14 protein-coding genes and 1 pseudogene are annotated in these 19162 nt (G+C 45.7%); 10 read left to right on the top strand and 5 right to left on the bottom strand.

Annotated elements, in window-relative coordinates:
* Nucleotides 1-45: 45 nt before the first annotated feature.
* Both QUB63_RS21995 and QUB63_RS22000 read right to left on the bottom strand, forming a co-directional pair.
* Nucleotides 46-588 (bottom strand): hypothetical protein, encoded by a 543-nt coding sequence (locus tag QUB63_RS21995; RefSeq protein ID WP_332947441.1) that lies wholly within the window; start codon nucleotides 586-588, stop codon nucleotides 46-48.
* A gap of 221 nt (nucleotides 589-809) precedes the next feature.
* Nucleotides 810-1415, bottom strand: coding sequence for a hypothetical protein (locus QUB63_RS22000; protein WP_332947442.1), 606 nt, complete (start codon nucleotides 1413-1415; stop codon nucleotides 810-812).
* A gap of 83 nt (nucleotides 1416-1498) precedes the next feature.
* Between QUB63_RS22000 and QUB63_RS22005 the strand changes: the two genes are divergently transcribed.
* Complete coding sequence (locus QUB63_RS22005; protein WP_332947444.1) at nucleotides 1499-2389, top strand: hypothetical protein; 891 nt, start codon at nucleotides 1499-1501, stop codon at nucleotides 2387-2389.
* A 179-nt stretch (nucleotides 2390-2568) separates the two neighbouring features.
* Here the strand turns inward: QUB63_RS22005 and QUB63_RS22010 are convergent, their stop codons facing one another.
* Nucleotides 2569-3051 carry a hypothetical protein gene (locus QUB63_RS22010; protein ID WP_332947445.1) on the bottom strand — a complete coding sequence of 161 codons (483 nt, stop codon included), beginning with the start codon at nucleotides 3049-3051 and terminating at the stop codon, nucleotides 2569-2571.
* A gap of 278 nt (nucleotides 3052-3329) precedes the next feature.
* Between QUB63_RS22010 and QUB63_RS22015 the strand changes: the two genes are divergently transcribed.
* Together QUB63_RS22015 and QUB63_RS22020 are read left to right on the top strand one after the other, a co-directional pair.
* Nucleotides 3330-3515, top strand: a complete 186-nt coding sequence (locus QUB63_RS22015) for a ribbon-helix-helix domain-containing protein (protein WP_332947446.1) — start codon at nucleotides 3330-3332, stop codon at nucleotides 3513-3515.
* Nucleotides 3516-3633: 118 nt separating this feature from the next.
* Entirely contained in the window at nucleotides 3634-4401 is a 768-nt protein-coding gene (locus QUB63_RS22020) for a DUF429 domain-containing protein (protein WP_332947447.1), read from the top strand.
* Nucleotides 4402-4475: 74 nt separating this feature from the next.
* Here QUB63_RS22020 and glgP read toward each other — a convergent pair whose 3' ends face one another.
* A complete protein-coding gene (glgP, locus tag QUB63_RS22025) occupies nucleotides 4476-7034 on the bottom strand; it encodes an alpha-glucan family phosphorylase (protein WP_332947493.1) in 2559 nt (852 codons plus the stop codon).
* A gap of 406 nt (nucleotides 7035-7440) precedes the next feature.
* Between glgP and QUB63_RS22030 the strand changes: the two genes are divergently transcribed.
* From QUB63_RS22030 to QUB63_RS22045, 4 genes and pseudogenes are all read left to right on the top strand, one after another.
* On the top strand, nucleotides 7441-8346 hold the full coding sequence (locus QUB63_RS22030) for an AraC family transcriptional regulator (protein WP_332947448.1): 906 nt from the start codon (nucleotides 7441-7443) through the stop codon (nucleotides 8344-8346).
* A 199-nt stretch (nucleotides 8347-8545) separates the two neighbouring features.
* The gene (locus QUB63_RS22035) at nucleotides 8546-9343 is read left to right on the top strand and encodes a phospholipase A2 (RefSeq protein ID WP_332947449.1); all 798 of its coding nucleotides are present in this window, start codon (nucleotides 8546-8548) and stop codon (nucleotides 9341-9343) included.
* Between the two features lie 172 nt (nucleotides 9344-9515).
* Nucleotides 9516-10709 (top strand): hypothetical protein, encoded by a 1194-nt coding sequence (locus tag QUB63_RS22040; RefSeq protein WP_332947450.1) that lies wholly within the window; start codon nucleotides 9516-9518, stop codon nucleotides 10707-10709.
* Between the two features lie 211 nt (nucleotides 10710-10920).
* Nucleotides 10921-11106 (top strand): annotated as a pseudogene (locus QUB63_RS22045) (hypothetical protein); the annotation flags it as partial.
* 66 nt (nucleotides 11107-11172) lie between these two features.
* Here the strand turns inward: QUB63_RS22045 and QUB63_RS22050 are convergent.
* The gene (locus QUB63_RS22050) at nucleotides 11173-14520 is read right to left on the bottom strand and encodes an EAL domain-containing protein (protein WP_332947451.1); all 3348 of its coding nucleotides are present in this window, start codon (nucleotides 14518-14520) and stop codon (nucleotides 11173-11175) included.
* A 353-nt stretch (nucleotides 14521-14873) separates the two neighbouring features.
* Between QUB63_RS22050 and QUB63_RS22055 the strand changes: the two genes are divergently transcribed.
* The 3 genes from QUB63_RS22055 to QUB63_RS22065 all read left to right on the top strand — a co-directional run bounded on the left by QUB63_RS22055 (nucleotide 14874) and on the right by QUB63_RS22065 (nucleotide 19053).
* Nucleotides 14874-15452: a hypothetical protein gene (locus QUB63_RS22055; protein ID WP_332947452.1), complete on the top strand. Its 579-nt coding sequence runs from the start codon at nucleotides 14874-14876 to the stop codon at nucleotides 15450-15452.
* A 456-nt stretch (nucleotides 15453-15908) separates the two neighbouring features.
* Nucleotides 15909-16946: a M20/M25/M40 family metallo-hydrolase gene (locus QUB63_RS22060; RefSeq protein WP_332947453.1), complete on the top strand. Its 1038-nt coding sequence runs from the start codon at nucleotides 15909-15911 to the stop codon at nucleotides 16944-16946.
* A gap of 262 nt (nucleotides 16947-17208) precedes the next feature.
* Nucleotides 17209-19053, top strand: coding sequence for an ABC-ATPase domain-containing protein (locus QUB63_RS22065; RefSeq protein ID WP_332947454.1), 1845 nt, complete (start codon nucleotides 17209-17211; stop codon nucleotides 19051-19053).
* The last annotated feature ends 109 nt before the right edge of the window (nucleotides 19054-19162 follow it).

Consider the following 19162-nt stretch of genomic DNA (forward strand, 5'->3'; position numbering starts at 1 on the left):
TAATAGAATAGGCATCAAACTTAGTATCTAATAAAAATCGCAAACTCACAAAATAACCTCGCGCCCTGGTGATGAATCTCTGAGTCCCTCAAAAACTTCTGCCTCAATTCCTGCTTCTTCTAGATTGTTTTCTTGACGAAACTTTTGGATTGCTTCCCAAAAATTTTGAGGTTGCTCGATCTGGCGTTCTTTCTCAATCTTAGCAATAATTTCAGTTAACTCAGCAGATACTTTAGTCAATTCTTTAGCTTTTTCAAGCAAGCTATTGACCAAGGGTGATGGCAATAACTCCAGCGGTTCATCAAAATCATCAGAAGTTGTAATTAGTCCTCGTTCGCTCCCAAATCGGCTAGGTGTAGGCGAAGATTCTTCAAGTTCATGCAAAGTTTCTGCTTCAACTCCTGTTTTGATATCTTTAACTTGAATTGATTGAGATGGCATCCTTTTTCTGAGATAAATTGCAGATATCAGGTCAGACCAAGTAAAGTTTTCAGGTAATTTATCGATTAAGCTGCGGACTTCTTCTTTAAGATTAATGGTTTCCATCGGTTTTAGTAAAGAGAGTATGAATTTTAATTCTAGTGCCACTGATATTTTACATTTGTTGTAACAGTCCGGCAACGGTTAAAACCCCTGCCTCAAAGCTTAAGTCCTCGGTCGAGGACGGCAAGATCGATAATGATGCAAGATTTGAAGTGAAATAGACAGGAATTACGCACTCCGACCAAAGAAACCGGGTTTTTTACCGAATCTGCGGGCTGCACGAAATATTTTCGTAAAAAAACCCGGTTTCTGACATCCCGACGGACTCAATACGGAGTCGCTGCAATTGTCATCGTCTTTTTCTGCACATCAAATTGCATTTCATCCACGACATATTGTCGTTTATTTTTCCCATCTCCAACCATAACTGACCTGATACTGTCCAACTTGTCAAGAGAAAGAACCGACTCTAGCTTCACCTCCGCTTGACCTTTGTCCGGCGGATCTAGCAAGCGAAAAGCATTCATGGGAATACCGCGCCAAGTCTCTCGACGGCCTTTCGCTGGAGTGCCATCGCCCCGCACCTTTGGCATCCCATTACTCAGATAAACCACCGCATTTTTGGAAAACACGATTTTATCAATTTGACCCAACGGGATCGATAGCTTTCCCTGTCCTCCCTGTATCAATAATTGTTGCACTTTCTCGTCAATCTGCACAACTCGACCGTCTCTTTTTCCGCCCCCTTTCATCACAATTTCCGCTTGCGTAGGCAACGCTACGGGTATCGGCTGACTAGCGTTAGCCTCTGCTTGTACGGATGGCAAATTCTGTTTCTGGACTTCCTGACTGGCCGCATTAACTTGTGCAGCCATACCCGCTGTTACCGTAAAAAGTGCTACAACTAGAAAAGAAAGTGTTCTGCGTTTCATCGTCTCCTAGACCCCCTTCAAGGATAAGCGTTACCCGTGCTACTGTCCTAAAATTGTACTCCACATCCCTTGAAGGTGATTCCGTGACCGCTTCTCCCCAACCTACTCCCGAATCGAATATTTTAGGCAACTTTGCGAGTGTTGTTGGCTTGCTTGGTGCCGCTTTGTTTTTCACCGGCTGGATTTATCGCTGGTCTTATTTTTACTGCTTTCAGCTAAATGTAATTACCCTCGATTTACCAGTAGAATCGTTTTTCCTAGTACCGCTTCAGGTGTTTTTAGGTGATGGCTGGACAATACTCAGAAGTGCGATCGCCCTTCTGCTGACAGCCCTCGCGATTTACCTCAGTTTGTGGCTGGTTAATAGTATAAACAAGACAGTTGTTGCTAAAATTAATCGCAGAGCTAGACGTTGGCGTTTCTCTGCTCGCAGAAGAAGATTAGGGTGGCTTCATCGCTTCCTGAAGTCTTGGCAGCGATTCAATGTCAATAGATATAACTCAATCAAATTATTGCGATCGCTCGTTGACGAAATTATCATCGTCGGTTGGGTATTGCTAGTGTTGTTTTGGTCAGCATACCACCAAGGTATTGCCGATGCCCGACGCGATGCCGGGGAAAATTCGTCTTTACCCGCCGTTGCCTTAATCGCCAAACAAGACAACATTGCTTTAGGCAGAAAACTCGACGATCCAACACTCCGACTAGACCCCAAAGGATTTAAGGCGATCGGCGATGCAGGTTTATTTGCTGATTTGAGCAAAAGAGATTATACTGATATCAATAATCCCAAAGAACCTAGAGTTTGGCGGTTGCTTTTGGAAAGAGGGAACTGGATTTATCTGTTTCCGGCTTTAACAAAAGAACAGCAAAAAGACCCGAAAGTTCGACCGCCAGTGATGGCCATTCAACAAAGTCAATCCGGCGATCAATTGTTAATTGTAAGTCCCGAAGCTTCTCAACCGTCGAAATAAAGTCGGGGCGGGTTTATTGCATACCAAAATAGCCTCGATCCCCCCTAACCCCCCTTAATAAGGGGGGGACAAGAGCATTCAAAGTCCCCCTTCTTAAGGGGGATTTAGGGGGATCAAAACTTAACAACAAGTGAGAGATACAAAGTTCCCCTTAAAAAGATGGGATTTGTGTTTATTTGTTAGGCTCGATCGCACACAACTTCAAACACACCCCCCGGAATAAACCGACACAAAGCCCTGAGCCGATCGTCCGCATCTTGGCGGTTGAAAAAACGAGCAACCGTGTAATGCTGAGCATTCGGTAAAATTCGGACGATCGCCCAAGAATTGCGAACGCCCTCCTTTGACTCTTCCAGTGCTTTCCCTCGCGGAGTTGAGTTGAGTTCGATCGCGGGGCGATCGGCGATCGTCGGAGAATTTGCTTTTCTGAGAGTGTTGAGATAGCGGGCGATCGCGCTTCCTTTCAGATTCGCCCCAACGCGCAGAATCAGAAACACCGCCAAGCTTTCGAGCTCTGGCCCAGTCATGCGCGCGCGATCGGCATCAAAGTCCTCATCACAATAGCTGCGGATACCCGACAGCAGTTGCGTGATGCCAAAATCATTCAAAGCTTCTTGATAGCCGCGGGTATATTCGTTCCCGTCGCTCACAGGGTTTACCATAGTAATTGTCTCCTTGCGTATTTGGGGAGCCATCAGCCAGCGACGAACTTTACTAGGGATCTCGCTGGCTTTTGACTCTCTAAGAGTTTAACCATATATGCCGCATAAGTCAAGCATATATGCTTTATATTTGACATAATGGTCTAGATACAGCACAATAGGGACGCTATATCGGCGCATAGTGCTGTTTAATAGCAGCATAATGCTGCATATTAGAGAAAATCGTCTACAATACTGGACAATGACGATCAGCTTAAATCAGAAACAATTAACCTCTCATGGCTAAACGCATATCAACCTCCATAGCAGAAGGAATTTATGACCTACTTCAAGAGTGGGCAAATGAGGAACGCCGTTCAATCAGTGGCTTGTCAGCATTCATTTTGGAGCAAGCAGCCAGAGAACGTCAAAAGGAAAAGAAACAACAGCCCCCACCATCCGATGAGAAACAACATAAAAGTTGAGTGCAATTGCGGCGATCGAGCTTTTACTTTCTTCCCGGTAGAAGATTATCTACTTCCTGCTTCTTCTTCCTGATTCTTCCTTCGTGTTCTTCGCGTCTTCGCGGTTCAATCATACTAAATGAAATTTATCGGCATCGATTTAGGTTGGAGTTCGGGAGCAAGCGGTTTGTGCTGCTTAAATTGGGAAAACAACCAATTACAATTAATCGAGTGCGATCGCCTCGTAGCAACCAACGAAATTCTCACCTGGATCGATCGCCAAATCTCCCCAACTGAACCAGCAATCATCGCCGTAGACGCCCCCACAATCATCGCCAATCCAACAGGAATGCGCCTCGCCGACAAACTCACCCACAAACACTTCGGGCGCTACCACGCAGGCTGCTATCCCGCCAACCTTTCTCGCCCCTTCGCCCAAAAAACCGTAGAATTCGGCCTCAGTTTAGAAAGCCGAGGATTTGTTCACACACCAACAATAGAAGCTCAAAAATTAGGCAGATATCAAATAGAAGTATTTCCCCATCCAGCCACAATAAACTTATTTAAATTAGACAAAATCATCAAATACAAAAAAGGAAAACTGGCAGAGCGTCAACTAGAATTGATGAAACTCTGCCAGTATATTATAGATATTTTACCAAACCTTGAACCAAGTCTGAATCTCGCAAACATCCCGACCAAAAATCCGCGTTCATCTGCGTTTATCTGCGGTTCAAACCTCCCCGAAATCCCCACCGCCACCGCCACCCTCAAAGCCTTAGAAGACCAGCTAGATGCCTTGCTGTGCGCTTATATAGGCGCTCACTGGTGGTACTGGGGAATAGAGCGGAATTTGGTATTGGGCGATCGCGCAACCGGCTACATAGTCATTCCCCAACTTCAATAAGAAGAGAGGAAGAATAGCACAATCGCGCATTGACCATGACAACTGTCAACTGTCAACTGTCAACTGTCAACTGACTAATGTGCCCAAAGAATCACGCCAGCTTCATAAGGAGTGCTGAGATTGTCGTGCTTCGGCAAAACCCGCAGCGACAAACCTTGCAAACCGCTAGAAGTATAAGTAATGTCAGCCGTATAAAGGCTAGCATTGTGAGGATCTTCACCCAAATACTCCATTACCACCGGCACGCCGCCGACAATATTGCCATTAGCATCAACCGAACCTTGATAAAGTTCGACTTGCACGTCCGCAGGCGTCAATCCCATCAGATTGATGCGAGATTTAACAGCGATCGATTGATTGACCTTAACTTCCTTATCCTGGGAAATATCAACAGCCTCAATCTTAATGTCGTTCCACTTCGCGAGAACGTGCTTCTTCCAGTGAGACAACTCCTTCGCCGGAGCGCAATTATCCGAAGTCATCGTGAAGAATCGATCGCTCACCGGGAAATAAGCCCGCCGCGCGTAATCCTTCACCATCCGAGCCGTATTGAAGAAAGGACAGTTCAAAGCAATAGAATCCTTCATTTTCGCCGTCCAACCCCGAGGAATTCCATCAGAATCCCGGTTGTAAAACAGCGGTACAACTTCCTTTTCCATCAAGTCGTACAAAGCATTCGCCTCGACATCATCCTGATACTTAGTATCTTCGTAAAACTCGCCGTGTCCGATCGGCCAACCGGTACGAACATAATCCGCCTCATCCCACCAACCGTCGAGGATGCTCAGATTCGGCAAACCGTTCATCGAAGCTTTCATCCCGGAAGTACCCGAAGCCTCACGGGGGCGGCGCGGCGTATTCAGCCACACATCGCAGCCGGACACCATCATCCGAGCGACGTTAATGTCGTAATTCGGCAGAAACACCATCGAACTGATAGTTTCGTGCTCGCGGATGAAGTGAACGATATCCCGAATCAATTCCTTACCCGGAATATCCATCGGGTGAGCCTTCCCAGCAATCACAAACTGCACCGGGCGGTTTTTGTCCCGCATGATCCGCATAATTCGATCGACATCGCGCAAAAACAGCGTCGCCCGCTTGTAAGTAGCAAAACGGCGCGCAAACCCGATCGTCAGCACCTTCGGATCGAGAGCCTCGCGCGCGTGCTCGATTTCCGTTTGAGCCGCACCGCGCTCGCGCAGAGTCTTTTGCAGCCACTCCCGCGCGAACACCACCAACTCCGATCGGCAGCGCTCGTGATTCCGCCACAATTCCTCATCAGGAATCGACGACATCCTGTCCCACAGGCGATCGTCCTTGCGAGTCATTTCCCAATCCGGGCCGAGGTAGCGATCGTACAACTCCTGAGTAGACTTCGCCACACAACTGCGAGCGTGAACCCCGTTGGTAATCGAAGTAATCGGCACTTCTTCCATCGGTAAACCCGGCCACAACCCCTGGAACATCGGGCGCGACACCACACCGTGCAAAGCCGCCACCCCGTTGACAAAACTCGACATTTTAATTGCCAAAATTGCCATATTCAAAGGACCCGACACATCGCTAGTATCCTCGCGGCCCAATCCCAGAAACTCATTTTGCGACAAGCCAAACATCTTGGGATACTGACCCAGATAGTGCATCACCATATCCGGCTCGAACAAGTCAAACCCAGCAGGCACAGGCGTGTGAGTCGTAAACATACTGCTGGAAATCACCACCTGTTCCGCTTCCTTGAAACTCAGGTGATATTCCTCCATCAGCATCCGTATGCGTTCCAAAGCCATGAAAGCCGCGTGGCCTTCATTCATGTGATAAGCCGTAACTGTCAAGCCCAGGGCCTTGAGCATTTTCACGCCGCCGATGCCCAGCATGATTTCCTGGTGCATCCGCAGAGTTTTATCACCGCCGTAGAGTTGGTCGGTAATATCTTGGTCGTAGCGGCTGTTAGGTTCAATATTTGTATCCATCAAGTACAGAGGAACCGTTCCCACTTGTACCCGCCAAATTCTGGCATACACCTTGCGGCCGGGATAGTCCACCTCAATCCGCAATTCCGAACCGTCGGGATTGCGTTCTAGGTGCAGCGGCATATTGTAGAAATCGTTGAGCGGATAGCGTTCTTGCTGCCAGCCGTCGGCGTTGAGATACTGCGAAAAATAGCCTTCTTGGTAGAGCAAGCCCACACCAGCCAAGGGCAAGCCCAAATCGCTAGCTGATTTGAGGTGGTCGCCGGCGAGCACGCCCAAACCGCCGGAATAGATGGGCAGGGCTTTCACTAAGCCGAATTCCATCGAAAAGTAAGCGTAGCATTCTTTCCGCTCTGTACCGCGCTGTTTGCGGTACCAGGCGCGATTTTTGAGATAATCGTCTAACTGCTGGGCTGCTCGGTTCATTTGAGCAATGAAGCCTTCGTCTTCTGCCATTTCTTGCAGTCGCTCTTGAGATATGGTTCCGAGCATCAGCACCGGGTTTTGGTTGCTGGAGTCCCACAGGTCTCGATCGAGGCGGCGGAAGAGGTCTTTGGTATCGACGTTCCAGTCCCAGTGCAAGTTATAGGCAAGTTTGCGCAGGGGTTCGAGAATTGCCGGTAGGGACGGGGAAACGTTAAATGTGCGAATTGGCTGCATAGACAAAGCATTTATGTTGGGGTAGCGATATTTTCCTATGTCTTTAGCCGCAAGTCCGTTATTCTGCACACTATTTTAAGTTTTAAGTGGCGCGGGCGATCGGCTCGACGGGCGATCGACTGGACGGGCGATCGGCCATCTGCAACGACACAGCAGTATCGCACTTAAGTCTATCTCGTTGATTTAGAGCCCAAAGCCTCCAGCGTATCTAGCGCCCCATCCCGCAAAAACAGAGCTGGCAGAACTACTTGAGCCTCAACTGCCTCCCGATAACTGCCAGTTGGATTAGTCTGGAAAGTTTCCGGACAATACATTAATTAGTTTCCGGATAATATATTAGTTAGATCGATAAGGTAGCTACTCGACAAAAGTTCTATCTAAATAGGTATTAGAAGGACAGATAAAGATGCCAACAGAAAGACCTTTAGCCGTTGATTATTCTCAACGAGACGCAACTTCCAAGTTTGTTCCACGTCCACGCATTCATTCCAGCCTGCTTGCTGACTGGAAAAATATTCATCTGGCACACTATCAACTGCCTGCAATAGAAATTCCTGAAATTACGGGTGTTCAACACCTCATCTCTCTGCCATCCTGGAAACAGCCCACAGAAGTGGAAATCGTTGCTGACGGAAAGCGGCATTTGTTGCAGCACGATCCAAATGAAATCGGTTACATTGAAATATTTCCTGCTTATAAATTTCTGAGAGTGCGGGCGAGTCAGGCAGCGGAAACGACTCACTGCTATCTCGATCCGACATTTCTAACTCATGCTGCCTACGAATCCGCAAATCCAGAGCAAGTCGAACTGAATCTGGTGCTTTCAAAGCCCGATCTGCTAGTTTGGCAAATTGTCTTAGCTCTGAAAACAGTATTAGAAACCGATGCAACCAACAGTTGCTTTTATGCAGAGTCAATGGCAACGGCTCTAGCAGCTCATTTGTTAAGAAACTACTCAACCCGCAAGCATATTCTACAAGAATATAAAGATGGCTTACCAAAATATAAACTGAAGCAAGCGCTTGAATATATGAATGCTCATTTGAGTGAGAATGTGTCGTTAGCAGCGATTTCAGATGAATTAGGAATCAGCCAATTTCATTTCTGTCGCTTATTTAAGCAATCTACAGGAATGGCTCCTCATGCGTACTTGATTCAGCAGCGAGTCGAGCGATCGAAGCAGTTACTCAAGCAGAAAGAATGCAGAATGCTCGATATTGCGATCGCGTGTGGTTTTGCCAATCCGAGCCATTTTGCGAAGCATTTCCACCGACACACTGGCATTTCGCCGAAGCAGTTTCGCATGATGTAGCAAGAATGTGTTCAAGTCGCAAGAACGTGTTCGACTTGAACTAGCAGAGCCGATTAAAGTTGTTTACATAGAGCCTCAGGTGCTTATAGAGACCTTAATCAAAGCGTTCTTCGAGAAAAGCTTGTAACCCTCGATCTTACGTCTTTGTTGCGACTCACTCTAATTGCTACATACCATTCTTACCTATGAAAGTTAAATCATGAAACTTTTTCGGAACCTAAATCTTTCTCTCGCGATCTCATCATTTGTTTCTATTATCGTTCAGTTATCGATTCAAAGTCTTCCTGCTCAAGCAGGCTCGAGTGGTTGCGGTAGCGGTAGAACAGGCAGCATTACCCCAAATGCGCCAGCAGGAACTAGCTTCAAATCTGCCTGCGATCGACACGATAATTGCTATGACACTCTTGGCGCAGATAAAGGAGCCTGTGATAACCAGTTCCATAATGATATGTTAACAGCTTGTCGAGAAGCTTTCCCGGATGGTTCACTTCTAGGACAGACGATTCGGAAGCCCCAGCGCATAGCTTGTAATGGAGCTGCTGATAGTTATTATCAAGCTGTTCGTAGCGAAGGTGGCAAAGCCTATCAGGACGCTCAAAGAGAAGCTTCCAAGAAAGCTAATCAACCTGCCTGCTACAACGTGGATTCAAGACAAGGATGGCAGTATGTCAATTTTCCACGCTCATACAGTCGTGTGGTCAGCGTTAGTGGTTCTTGGTCAGTCGATGCAAGAAGTTACTCTGGTGTTGGACCAAGCGGGCATTCAGGCGAGTCTGCAAGCAGACTTGAGCCGTACAATCAGTACAAATACGACAAAAACACTCCGTTTGGAGGGTTGCTAGTAGATATTCCAACAGATGGGTATGGGTACTTCTGGGTTCGCAGTGGTTCACAGTCTTTACCTAAACCAATCTCACGGACAGCGATGAGAATTAATGATGCGGACAATGCTCTTGGAGACAACGCAGGTACACTCCAAGTCTGTTTTGGCAACTAGAATGTTAAGCCAACGTCATCCAACAGAAATTCAAGCTGTAAAAATGTCTCGTAATCTTTTGTAAAGCAGATAATCAGTTCTCAACCTCTTGTTGTAGAGCAGGCGAAAGATTTTTGGCGGGTGCGATCGCCAATTAATTAACTGTAAGTTATTTCAAAGTAGAGGATGTAAAGTGAAGTTACCACTGATTTTTTCGTTAACTGTTATTACCGTATTAGGACTATCGCCACAAGTAAAAGCATACGATCTTGAAGCTTGTGCAAAAGATCCGATGATCGCTACACCTCAAACGATCAATTTACTCCAGCCTATTGATAAAAAAATGATCAATTGCATTCCTAAACTGGATTCAATTGTTAGTCAATGGCAATCAAAAGCCAAGAGAATTTTATCTGTCATCGGTGAAGTAAAGATAGGTAATCAGGGCGAGAGTGACATCGAGAAGCTTGAATACAATGTAACAGGTAATATAATCTCTCTTGTTGCAAAAATTAGAGCTAAACATACTTGGAAAGAAACAATTCCGGCAGTAAGAACAAAAGTCCCTGTTGAGAAATGGCGTTGGGTAGATGTTCCTTATCCAGATGTAAGATGGAACAAAAAATGTGCAGGGAGCGGTAGATTAAAAACCTGTGTAAAAGTTCCGGAACATTTTACTAACTACCGAAGAGAAAAAGTGCCTTATACAGTAATGGAAGTAAGAACAATCACGCCTGAGAAAGTTGTATCGGCCACCGCATCAGCTACTTGCAAATATGACTACACGTTCAACGTGTCAACTTTTGAACAAAAGCCAATATTTAACTGTGGACAAGGAAGTCTTGGTAATTATAAACTGGATGCAAGTGCAATTACTAAAATTTTGAATGGTGAAATGCCCACTTTAGGTAGTTTGATAACTAGCATAAGTCTTACACCCCCTCTCTTCAAGGATGCTAATCGTGATGAGTATCAGAATGTCAGAAATGAAATAATTTCTAGTCATCCAAATTCAATAGTTTATTTCTCTTCGGAGTCTTTCGTCAATTGGGCATCCGCAGAAAACCAAGGACCCAACATAATTGCTTCTGTCCTTTCTGGGGGAGGATATGGTGCAGAGCTTGCTCGTCAAATAGAAGAAAGGTTGAGAACAGAACTCACTTTTATGAGCGCTTTTGCTTCTCAGACTGCAATAAACTTAAGTGCTGAACAGATAATATCAATGATGACAGGAAATAGTACACAGAATTTTGGAGGTTATAATGTCTCTGTAAAAGTGGTGAATACGCCTTACGTGATTCAGAAATGTGTGGTTAACGGCGATTGTCTTCCTCAGATAAAGTCACCACGTTTAGGCTTTGCTATCATTGCGACACCATCTAGCTAGAAAGATCGCACCTCGCAGTAGGCTGGGTTAACGAAAGGAGACCCAGCTTTCTCTTTGCAAAACTGTCCAAAAGTGCGATCTTGCTTGGGGCTGTGACCGAGTGCGATCGCCCAAGTTAAGATGAAAATGTCGGCGTTGAAACGAGGTCAAGCCGATGAGAATTTGACAACCCCGCTACAGCAAAGAAGAATTTGCTCGACGTGGCGATGAGATTTATGAATCTCAGGTGCGTCATCAAGTCGAAGAAGGTAATCATGGCAAGATTGTGGCGATCGACATTGAAACCGGAGCGTTTGAGGTCGATTCCAGTGAAATCGCGGCTTGCTCGCGCCTCGAAGCCCGTCACCCCGATGCTCAAATTTGGATCGTTCGCATTGCTTCCCAGTTGTACGTGCGATCGACCAATTACCCATTACCAATGACAACTGACAACTGTCAACTGACAACTGTCAACTGTCAACTGTCATGCAATTTTAACTTTTCTCAACAGAGAATTTACCAAGAGCTTGCTAGCATCGCCAGCCGAAAGCGCAGCGCTGAAATAGTGACCCTGAATTTCGTGACAGTGGAGCGATCGCAAACAATCCAACTGCTCTTTAGTTTCTACTCCTTCAGCCACCACGCTCAAGTTCAAATCTCGCCCCAGCGTCGCTACAGCATTGGCGATCGCCCGTTCGCACGGATCGGTCGTCAGTTCGCTGACAAAAGATTTGTCTATTTTTAAGATATTCAACGGAAACTTTTTGAGATAATTTAGAGAACAATAACCCGTGCCGAAATCGTCCAGCGCAATCTGCACTCCCATACTCTGCAAATCCCTCAGAACTTTTGTGGTATAATCCACATCTTGCATGGCTGTAGTCTCGGTAATTTCTAACTCCAAATACTTCGGTGCTAAACCCGTTTTTTCCAAACACTTCGCCACCATTTGCACTAAATTAAATTGCTGGAACTGCCGAGCCGAAAAGTTGACTGCTACCCGCAAATCAGGTTGCAAAGCATCCTGCCAAGCTTTATTTTGAGCGCAGGCAGTTTGCAGCACCCATTCGCCAATAGGGACAATTAATCCGTTCTCTTCGGCGATCGGAATAAATGTCGCGGGAGCGACTAAACCTAATTCTGGATGTTGCCAGCGCACCAGGGCTTCCATCCCCTGGATTTTCCAAGTAGTGATGTTGACTTTTGGCTGGTAGAACACCTCAAATTCTCCCTGTTCTAGAGCCTCGTGCAACCTGTTTTCAAGATTCAGCAACTGGCTGCCTTGGGGATTAATTTTTGCAGTATATAACTGATAATTATTTCTTCCCCTTTCCTTAGCGCGGTACAAGGCGGCATCGGCATTTTTGACTAAAGTTTCGGCATCTTCGCCGTCGTTGGGATAAAGGGCAATGCCGATACTGCTGCTGATGTGAAACGGCTGTCCTTCTAGTTTAAATGCTGGCTTTAAATTGTCGAGTATTCTTTGAGCTGTTTTAACTGCATCTTCCAAGCAATTGAGCTCGGGAAGCAGCACGGTAAATTCGTCGCCTCCCCAGCGGGCTACCGTATCCGTCGATCGCAAAGTGTCGCTGATGCGTCCGGCAAAACCTTCTAACAGGCGATCGCCCGCAGCGTGACCTAGTGTATCATTAATCTTTTTGAACCTGTCCAAGTCTAAAAACATCACAGCGAGCATTTTTTTGGTTTTTTTAGCTTGTCTTAATGAAGCCAACAGGCGATCGTTAAAAAGTATCCGGTTCGGTAAACCAGTGAGTTGGTCGTAAACTGCTTGATAGCGAATAATTTCTTCAGCTTGCTTGCGCTGAGTGATGTCCATCATGGTGCCGATCGCCCGCACTGCTTCACCGCTTGCATTGCGGATGATGTACCCGCGATCGAGCACAAAAACATATCCCCCATCGGCGCGGCGAAAGCTGTATTCCTCCGACCAACATTGAGCCTCTGAGTTCATTGCTTCGTTGAAGCTGGACATCACTCTTTCCCGTTCTTCTGGATGAACATTTAGCCACCATGATTCTAATTCTATCGTCTGAGTTTCGTTGAGTTTGTATCCAAAAACTTTTTCAAACTCTTCGCTCAACCAATACTCATTTCTTGACAGGTTAAAATCCCAAACTGCATCATTTGTCGCCCGCGTCAGCAGGTGAAAGCGTTCTTCGCTTTTGCGGAGTTTTTCTTCAGATTGCAGGCGTTCCGTTACATCGCGAAAGCTGAATACTCGACCAGTAATTTTGCCTCCCGTGTGCTGCGGTAGCGAGTAGCGCTCGAAGATTCGGCCATCTTTAAACTCGATGATATCGAAACTTTCTGCTGCTGGGCGATCGGACAATTCTTTAGCACGGTTGAGAAAGATTTCCGGGTATTTTAACTGGTTGATTCCGAACCCCAAAATTTGGTTGCTATCTCTCGAATCGAGCAGGAAATCCGGCAACTGCCACATTTGGGCAAACTTGCGGTTAAAGCTGACAACTTTTCCTCCACCGTCAACCGCCAGAATGCCGTCAGCAGTAGATTCAATGGTTGCTTGAAGCAAGGAAAGAGATGTTTCTAGTTCTAACTCTGCTAATTTGCGATCGCTGATGTCAAACGCTGTGACTAAGATTGACGCTTTTCTCTCAAATTTGATAATATCTACAGTTGCTTCTATCCAGCGTATTTCTCCAGTTTTCGTGATAATTCTCACTTCATATTTTGAGCCTGCACTGTCTCGCGGCTGGCTGGATTTACCCCATTTTTTAACTGTTGCTCGACAATCTGGATGAATGAAATCGTATAAATCCAATGCTAGCAATTCTTCGCGAGTATATCCAGTTAGAGATTCTGTCTGAGAATTGACATAGCGCAACTGTCGGCGCTGATAGATAAATGCAGCAGCATTAACAGTTTCTACCAGTTGCCGAAACTTTTTTTCACTGCGCCGCAAATCTCTTTCAGCCCGCTTGCTATCGGTAATATCTTGTGCTACATACAACTTGCCGCTCACCTCGCCTTTGCCGTCGCGAATAGTGGAAATAGAAAGCAGTACAATTATTTTTTTCCCCTGTTTGGAAAGGTAGACTTTTTCGACGTTGCGGACAGAACCTTCGGCTGTTAATTTTTCTAATTCCAACCCTGGCGCTGGCGATTCATTTTGCTTGAAAAGTCCAGTTATTTGTTGGCCCAACAACTCTTTTTTAGAGTATCCTAAAAGTTGACAGGTAGCTTGGTTTGACGACAGGATATGACCGCCCGGGGTGGTGGCCACGATCGAGACGCTCATTTCCTCGCAAATATCGAGGGCATATTCGGCAGTTTGCTGCAAATCTTGGGTCATTTTGGCAATAGTATCCCCGATATCTTGTTCTTTTTTGGGATGCAACACTTTTTCTGCTTCTGATTGCTTGTCCTTCGCTGTTTCAGAGTTAGGTTTGACTAACCCGATCGCCTTGGATAAGATACTTACCCTATTAATCCTCATTAATAAGGAGATTGCTACAGAAATAAAAGCCAGATAATAACCGATTATTTTTAAACTAAAAGTACGCTCGTTTTCAGGATTTTTAGGAGATTGTATAAAATTGTAGGTCGGTGGATTTACAGGTTCTATTTGGGATAATTCATCCACAAATAAGTCGGTGCCGGCCCAAGTAACGGGGCGAGATGCCGATCGCAAATACCTAACTTTCTGAGGCGCAACCAAAATTGCTTCTACAGCGCGATTGCCGTCTCCCTCCCCTACACTTGCAGGCAATATTTTTGCATTTATGCAACATTCCACACCAAAAATGGCAGCAGTTAAATATCCCAACATTAATTGACCAGTAATTTTCATTTGCTCCACTTCCTAATTTTAAAGAGATGCTTTACAGTCAAAAAAATGAAATAATCGAGCAGAAATTGAGCAGAAATTGAGGTGGTATCTGCCAACATATCCCACCTTAATTTATGTTTATTTTGTAAATTCAATTTCGACACAAACATAATTTATTATCGTAAGTAATTATAATTTTAATCTTAATTTAAAAAGTGTCATCAGCCATTGTGCCACAAATTATCCGCCATTATGCCTAGACAGCGGCTGGGATCGCGCTAAAATTAGATAATTTCCGCACAGAGGCGGCCGGGATTTGTTATAAAAATAAACAATTAGCTTAAAATCGATACAGAGATCCAGGAATTGAACCAATGAGTCAGACGATCCCAGAACTCCAAACAGAAGTCCGCGCGCTGCAAGCAGAAGTTGCCACCCTGCAAGAGTCGCGGGAAAAACTTTGCGTACAGCGCTCAGAGTGCCGAGTGACAGTCAGTTTTCCCAAGAATAATACTCCTGAGGCCATTGCCGAGTTCCACCAGCAAAATGCTGCCTTTGGGGAGCAGTGGTTGCAGCAAATCCAGGAGATCGATCGAGAAACTCAAATTATTGAAAAGCAACTGCAACAAAAACAGGCGGTACTCGATCGCAAACAAGGCGAACTAGACAAATTGCTAGCCGGAGTACACTGGCAAGAAGTAGAAAACGACGTTCAAACCGGGGAAAAGCGCTTGCAAGCACAAGCTCGCAGAATCAATCAGGCAGCAGCGCAGCTAGAGGCAGAAATCCAAGCTTTAAAAGCACTGTACGACAAACTAAATCCCAGTTATTCCGAGTGGTTTCAACAACCTACTCAAATTGTTGAATTTTCTGCAAAAACTATTCCTTACGCTGTGGGTGGCAGCAGCGGGTTGATATTGGAAAACAAGGAGATTGAGTGGGAGAAAAAATAGTTTAATCTGCTGAATTTTGAACGGAAATTAGTAGTTTAATTTCGCCGTTAAATTCCCGAATAAGTAACAGTCTTCGACGCAACGGCAACCTTAAAAAAGGTACGTTGTTGCGCCAATATCGCTCTTGGCGCAACAACGTACCTAAAACGGATAGGGAGCATCTGATTTTTGCTTTGAGCGTGCTGTATTACTAGAAAAAAATGTTGTTTACAAAAATGAGATGCTCCCAAACGGATACTTGCTTTCAGACACAAGCGTCAGGGTGGAGTTCAAAATTTTAGACTAAGGTTCAAGCTCCGAGATTCAATGCTGCAAGTAAATCAAAAATCGAAAATCGACTGACGCCGCTAATGTTAAGAGCTTTGAGTTTCATTTTTTGAAACAGGTTTATTTTTAACTCTGGTATCCATGTAAAATATAAAATCTAACTGTCTAAAATATCAAATAGACTTACTGATGAAACAATTGATTTGGATAGCACTATTTATTCTGGTTGCGTTGGCGGCTGTGGGTTGGGGTTCTGACTCGTGGCAGCCGTTTTCGGCTGTACCCGAAGTTTCGATCGATCGCAAAATCAACACTTCCCAAAACCCGTCTCTCTCACCGCTGACTGCTGAAAAAAATGCAGTCGCTCGGCCCCAAATTGACCAATCTCGGTTGTGGAAACACGTCGAGACTCTAGCAGGAGAACGCGAGGGAGAACGAGCTCGCACTTTCACGAGAGACTACATTTCGCAAGAACTGAAAACATTAGGATTTTCCCCAGAACAACAGCAGTTCGATCGCGGAATCAACGTCTTCGCCGAGAGAAAAGGTACCGACTCAAACGCTGGTGCAATTTTAGTCGCAGCACACTACGATACTGTACCAAAATCCCCAGGGGCTGACGACAATGCGACGGGAGTTGCAGCAGTTTTAGAAGTAGCAAGATTGCTGGGTTCTCGTGCCACGCCTCGGACATTGCAAGTGGCATTTTTCGACCGGGAAGAAATCGGGCTTTTAGGCAGTTTAGCATTCGCCGGTAGCGCGGCGCGGTTAAAAAATTTGCAGGGTGCGATCGTCCTAGATATGATCGGTTATGCGTGCCGCACGCCGGGGTGTCAGCGATATCCCGAAGGGTTGACAGCGCAACCTTTTCTAGAAGCATCGGGGGTGAAATCTCCCGAATTGGGCGAATTTATCGCTGTGGTTGGGGATGCGGAACATCCGCTGCTGTTGAGAACTTTTGCGGAGTCGGGAAACGCCGGTTTGCCGCCAGTGGTGGCGCTACCGGTTCCCCTGAAAGGGTTGCTGACTCCGGATGTTTTGCGCAGCGACCACGCGCCTTTCTGGTATAAAGGAGTTGGTGCTGTGTTGGTGACGGATACTGCTAATTTGCGATCGCCCCACTACCACCAATCTAGCGATACACTCGCAACTATCGATCGACCTTTTTTCACCGGTTCTGCCCAAATTGTTGTCAATGCAGCAGCTAAACTATTGGAAATTCGGTAATTGGTAATTGGGAATTGGGAATTGGGAATTGGGAATTGCGAATTGGGAATTGGGAATTGGTAATTGGTAATTGGGAATTGGTCATTCGGCAATTCTGTAATTAGTAATTAGGTAAAGTGTTCTTTCCTTCTTCCTTCTTCCTTCTTCCTTCTTCCTTCTTCCTTCTTCCTTCTTCCTTCTTCCTGACATCTATTAAATCCGTTACATCCGTTACATCCGTTACATCCGTTACATAATCCGTTGCCGAACTTCCTTATTTTTAATGAGTAACCAAGAAAACCTGAAACGGCATTTACTGCAACTCGACAATCGAGGCTACAAAGCCTACAAAGACATTCAAGGCAGCTATGATTTTCCCGAATTCACATTAATCGTTGATTACGTACAGGGAGATCCCTTTGCTTCTCCCAGTAAATTTAGAGTCAAAGTTCCGCCAAACATTGCTCGAATTCCCGGCGAACTTTTCAAATCTCGCAGTCGAGAAATAGCCCTGCGAGATTACCTAACTCGCCAGTTTGACAAAGCAGCATACAGCACCAGCAGCAAGCGCGACACTGGCAAAAGCGGTACGATCGCAGTGACTCGCTTCGGACAAGAAGTTTTAGAGCGAACTTCGGCATTTATCCTTGACTCAACTGCATCTGATATCGGAGATTTAGGAGGAGTTGAAATGCGATTTACCGTCGGACTTCCGGCAGGCGGGCGCAGTATTTTAGGGCGACAAGCTGCTGAAATGCTGTGCGAAGATATCCCGCGCATTGTCAGCCAAGCTCTGAAATATTCTAACTTAAATGCTGCGGAATGTCGCCGTCATGTTGAAACTGTAGAAGATGCTGAATGGTTGCGGCAGCAGTTAGCTGAAAACGGATTAGTTGCGTTTGTTGCTGACGGTTCTATTTTACCCCGCCGCAGCGGTGTTGACAACCGTTGTTTGTTAAATGATGCTGTGGCTTTTGTGTCGCCGCCGTCGTTAAAAGTTGAGTTTAATTGTCCGAATCGCGGTTTGATTTCCGGTATGGGTATTCCCGCTGGCATTACTTTGATTGTTGGGGGCGGCTATCACGGCAAATCAACTTTACTTAGGGCGATAGAGTTGGGAGTTTACAACCGAATTCCGGGTGATGGTAGGGAATTTGTGGTGACAAGTCCGGCGGCGGTGAAAATTCGGGCGGAAGATGGGAGAAGTGTTGCGGGTGTGGATATTTCGCCTTTTATTAATCATTTGCCGCAAGGTAGAGATACTGCACAATTTTTTACTGAAAATGCGAGCGGCAGTACGTCCCAAGCTGCTAATATTATTGAGGCTTTGGAAGTTGGGAGAAGGAAGAAGAGAAATGGAAGTCGGAAGAAGGAAGAGGGAAGAGGTTCGAGGGAAGAATCTCAATCTTTTGCGATAGGGATGCAAGCCGCGGATTGTGAAGAGGATTTAGTACCTGTTTTGTTGGTGGATGAGGATACGGCGGCGACTAATTTTATGATTCGCGATCGCAGAATGCAGGCACTGATCGCTAAGGATAAGGAACCGATTACGCCGTTTATTGATAAAGTGAAACAATTGTACGCAGATTGCGGCGTCTCGACTATTTTAGTCATGGGGGGAAGCGGCGATTATTTTGATGTGGCGGATACTGTGATTTCAATGGATAATTTTGCAGCATATGACGTGACAGAAAAAGCTAAAGAAATAGCTAATAATTACTCGACCAGTCGCGCTGCTGAAGGGGGAGAAAGTTTTGGTGAGATTACTCAAAGAGTTCCGGTTCCTGCTAGTTTAGATCCGAGTCGGGGACGGCGAGATGTGCGGGTGAAGGTGCGGGATGTTGATGAATTGGCTTTCGGAACTGAGGATATTGATTTGGGTGCTGTCGAGCAAATTGTGGACAGGGGACAGTTGAGGGCGATCGCCGCGGCAATGGTTTATGCTAAACAGCAATATATGGACGGGAAACGCACTTTGTCGGAAATTATCGATTTGGTGATGGCAGATATTGACGCGCAGGGGATGGATATTTTATCCTCTTTTCCTGAAGGGGATTTTGCCATGTTTCGACGGTTTGAATTGGCGGCCGCAATTAATCGGCTTCGCAGTTTGTCGGTTGTCAGTTGACAGTTGACAGTTGACAGTTGACAGTTGACAGAATGAATAGCGAATAGGGAATAAGTAAGATAGATGTAACGTGCGCGGAAGACGATAGTATATACATTTTGCATAAGTT

It is taken from the genome of Microcoleus sp. ARI1-B5 (genome assembly GCF_036705795.1).
In the GTDB taxonomy this organism is placed as follows: Bacteria; Cyanobacteriota; Cyanobacteriia; order Cyanobacteriales; family Microcoleaceae; genus Microcoleus.

Excerpts from the sequence above, each read along its gene's own strand:
- QUB63_RS22000 (WP_332947442.1), bottom strand. The coding sequence starts at position 1,415 with ATGAAACGCAGAACACTTTCTTTTCTAGTTGTAGCACTTTTTACGGTA.
- QUB63_RS22010 (WP_332947445.1), bottom strand. The coding sequence starts at position 3,051 with ATGGTAAACCCTGTGAGCGACGGGAACGAATATACCCGCGGCTATCAA.
- QUB63_RS22015 (WP_332947446.1), top strand. The coding sequence starts at position 3,330 with ATGGCTAAACGCATATCAACCTCCATAGCAGAAGGAATTTATGACCTA.
- QUB63_RS22020 (WP_332947447.1), top strand. The coding sequence starts at position 3,634 with ATGAAATTTATCGGCATCGATTTAGGTTGGAGTTCGGGAGCAAGCGGT.
- glgP (WP_332947493.1), bottom strand. The coding sequence starts at position 7,034 with ATGCAGCCAATTCGCACATTTAACGTTTCCCCGTCCCTACCGGCAATT.
- QUB63_RS22030 (WP_332947448.1), top strand. The coding sequence starts at position 7,441 with ATGCCAACAGAAAGACCTTTAGCCGTTGATTATTCTCAACGAGACGCA.
- QUB63_RS22035 (WP_332947449.1), top strand. The coding sequence starts at position 8,546 with ATGAAACTTTTTCGGAACCTAAATCTTTCTCTCGCGATCTCATCATTT.
- QUB63_RS22050 (WP_332947451.1), bottom strand. The coding sequence starts at position 14,520 with ATGAAAATTACTGGTCAATTAATGTTGGGATATTTAACTGCTGCCATT.
- QUB63_RS22055 (WP_332947452.1), top strand. The coding sequence starts at position 14,874 with ATGAGTCAGACGATCCCAGAACTCCAAACAGAAGTCCGCGCGCTGCAA.
- QUB63_RS22060 (WP_332947453.1), top strand. The coding sequence starts at position 15,909 with ATGAAACAATTGATTTGGATAGCACTATTTATTCTGGTTGCGTTGGCG.
- QUB63_RS22065 (WP_332947454.1), top strand. The coding sequence starts at position 17,209 with ATGAGTAACCAAGAAAACCTGAAACGGCATTTACTGCAACTCGACAAT.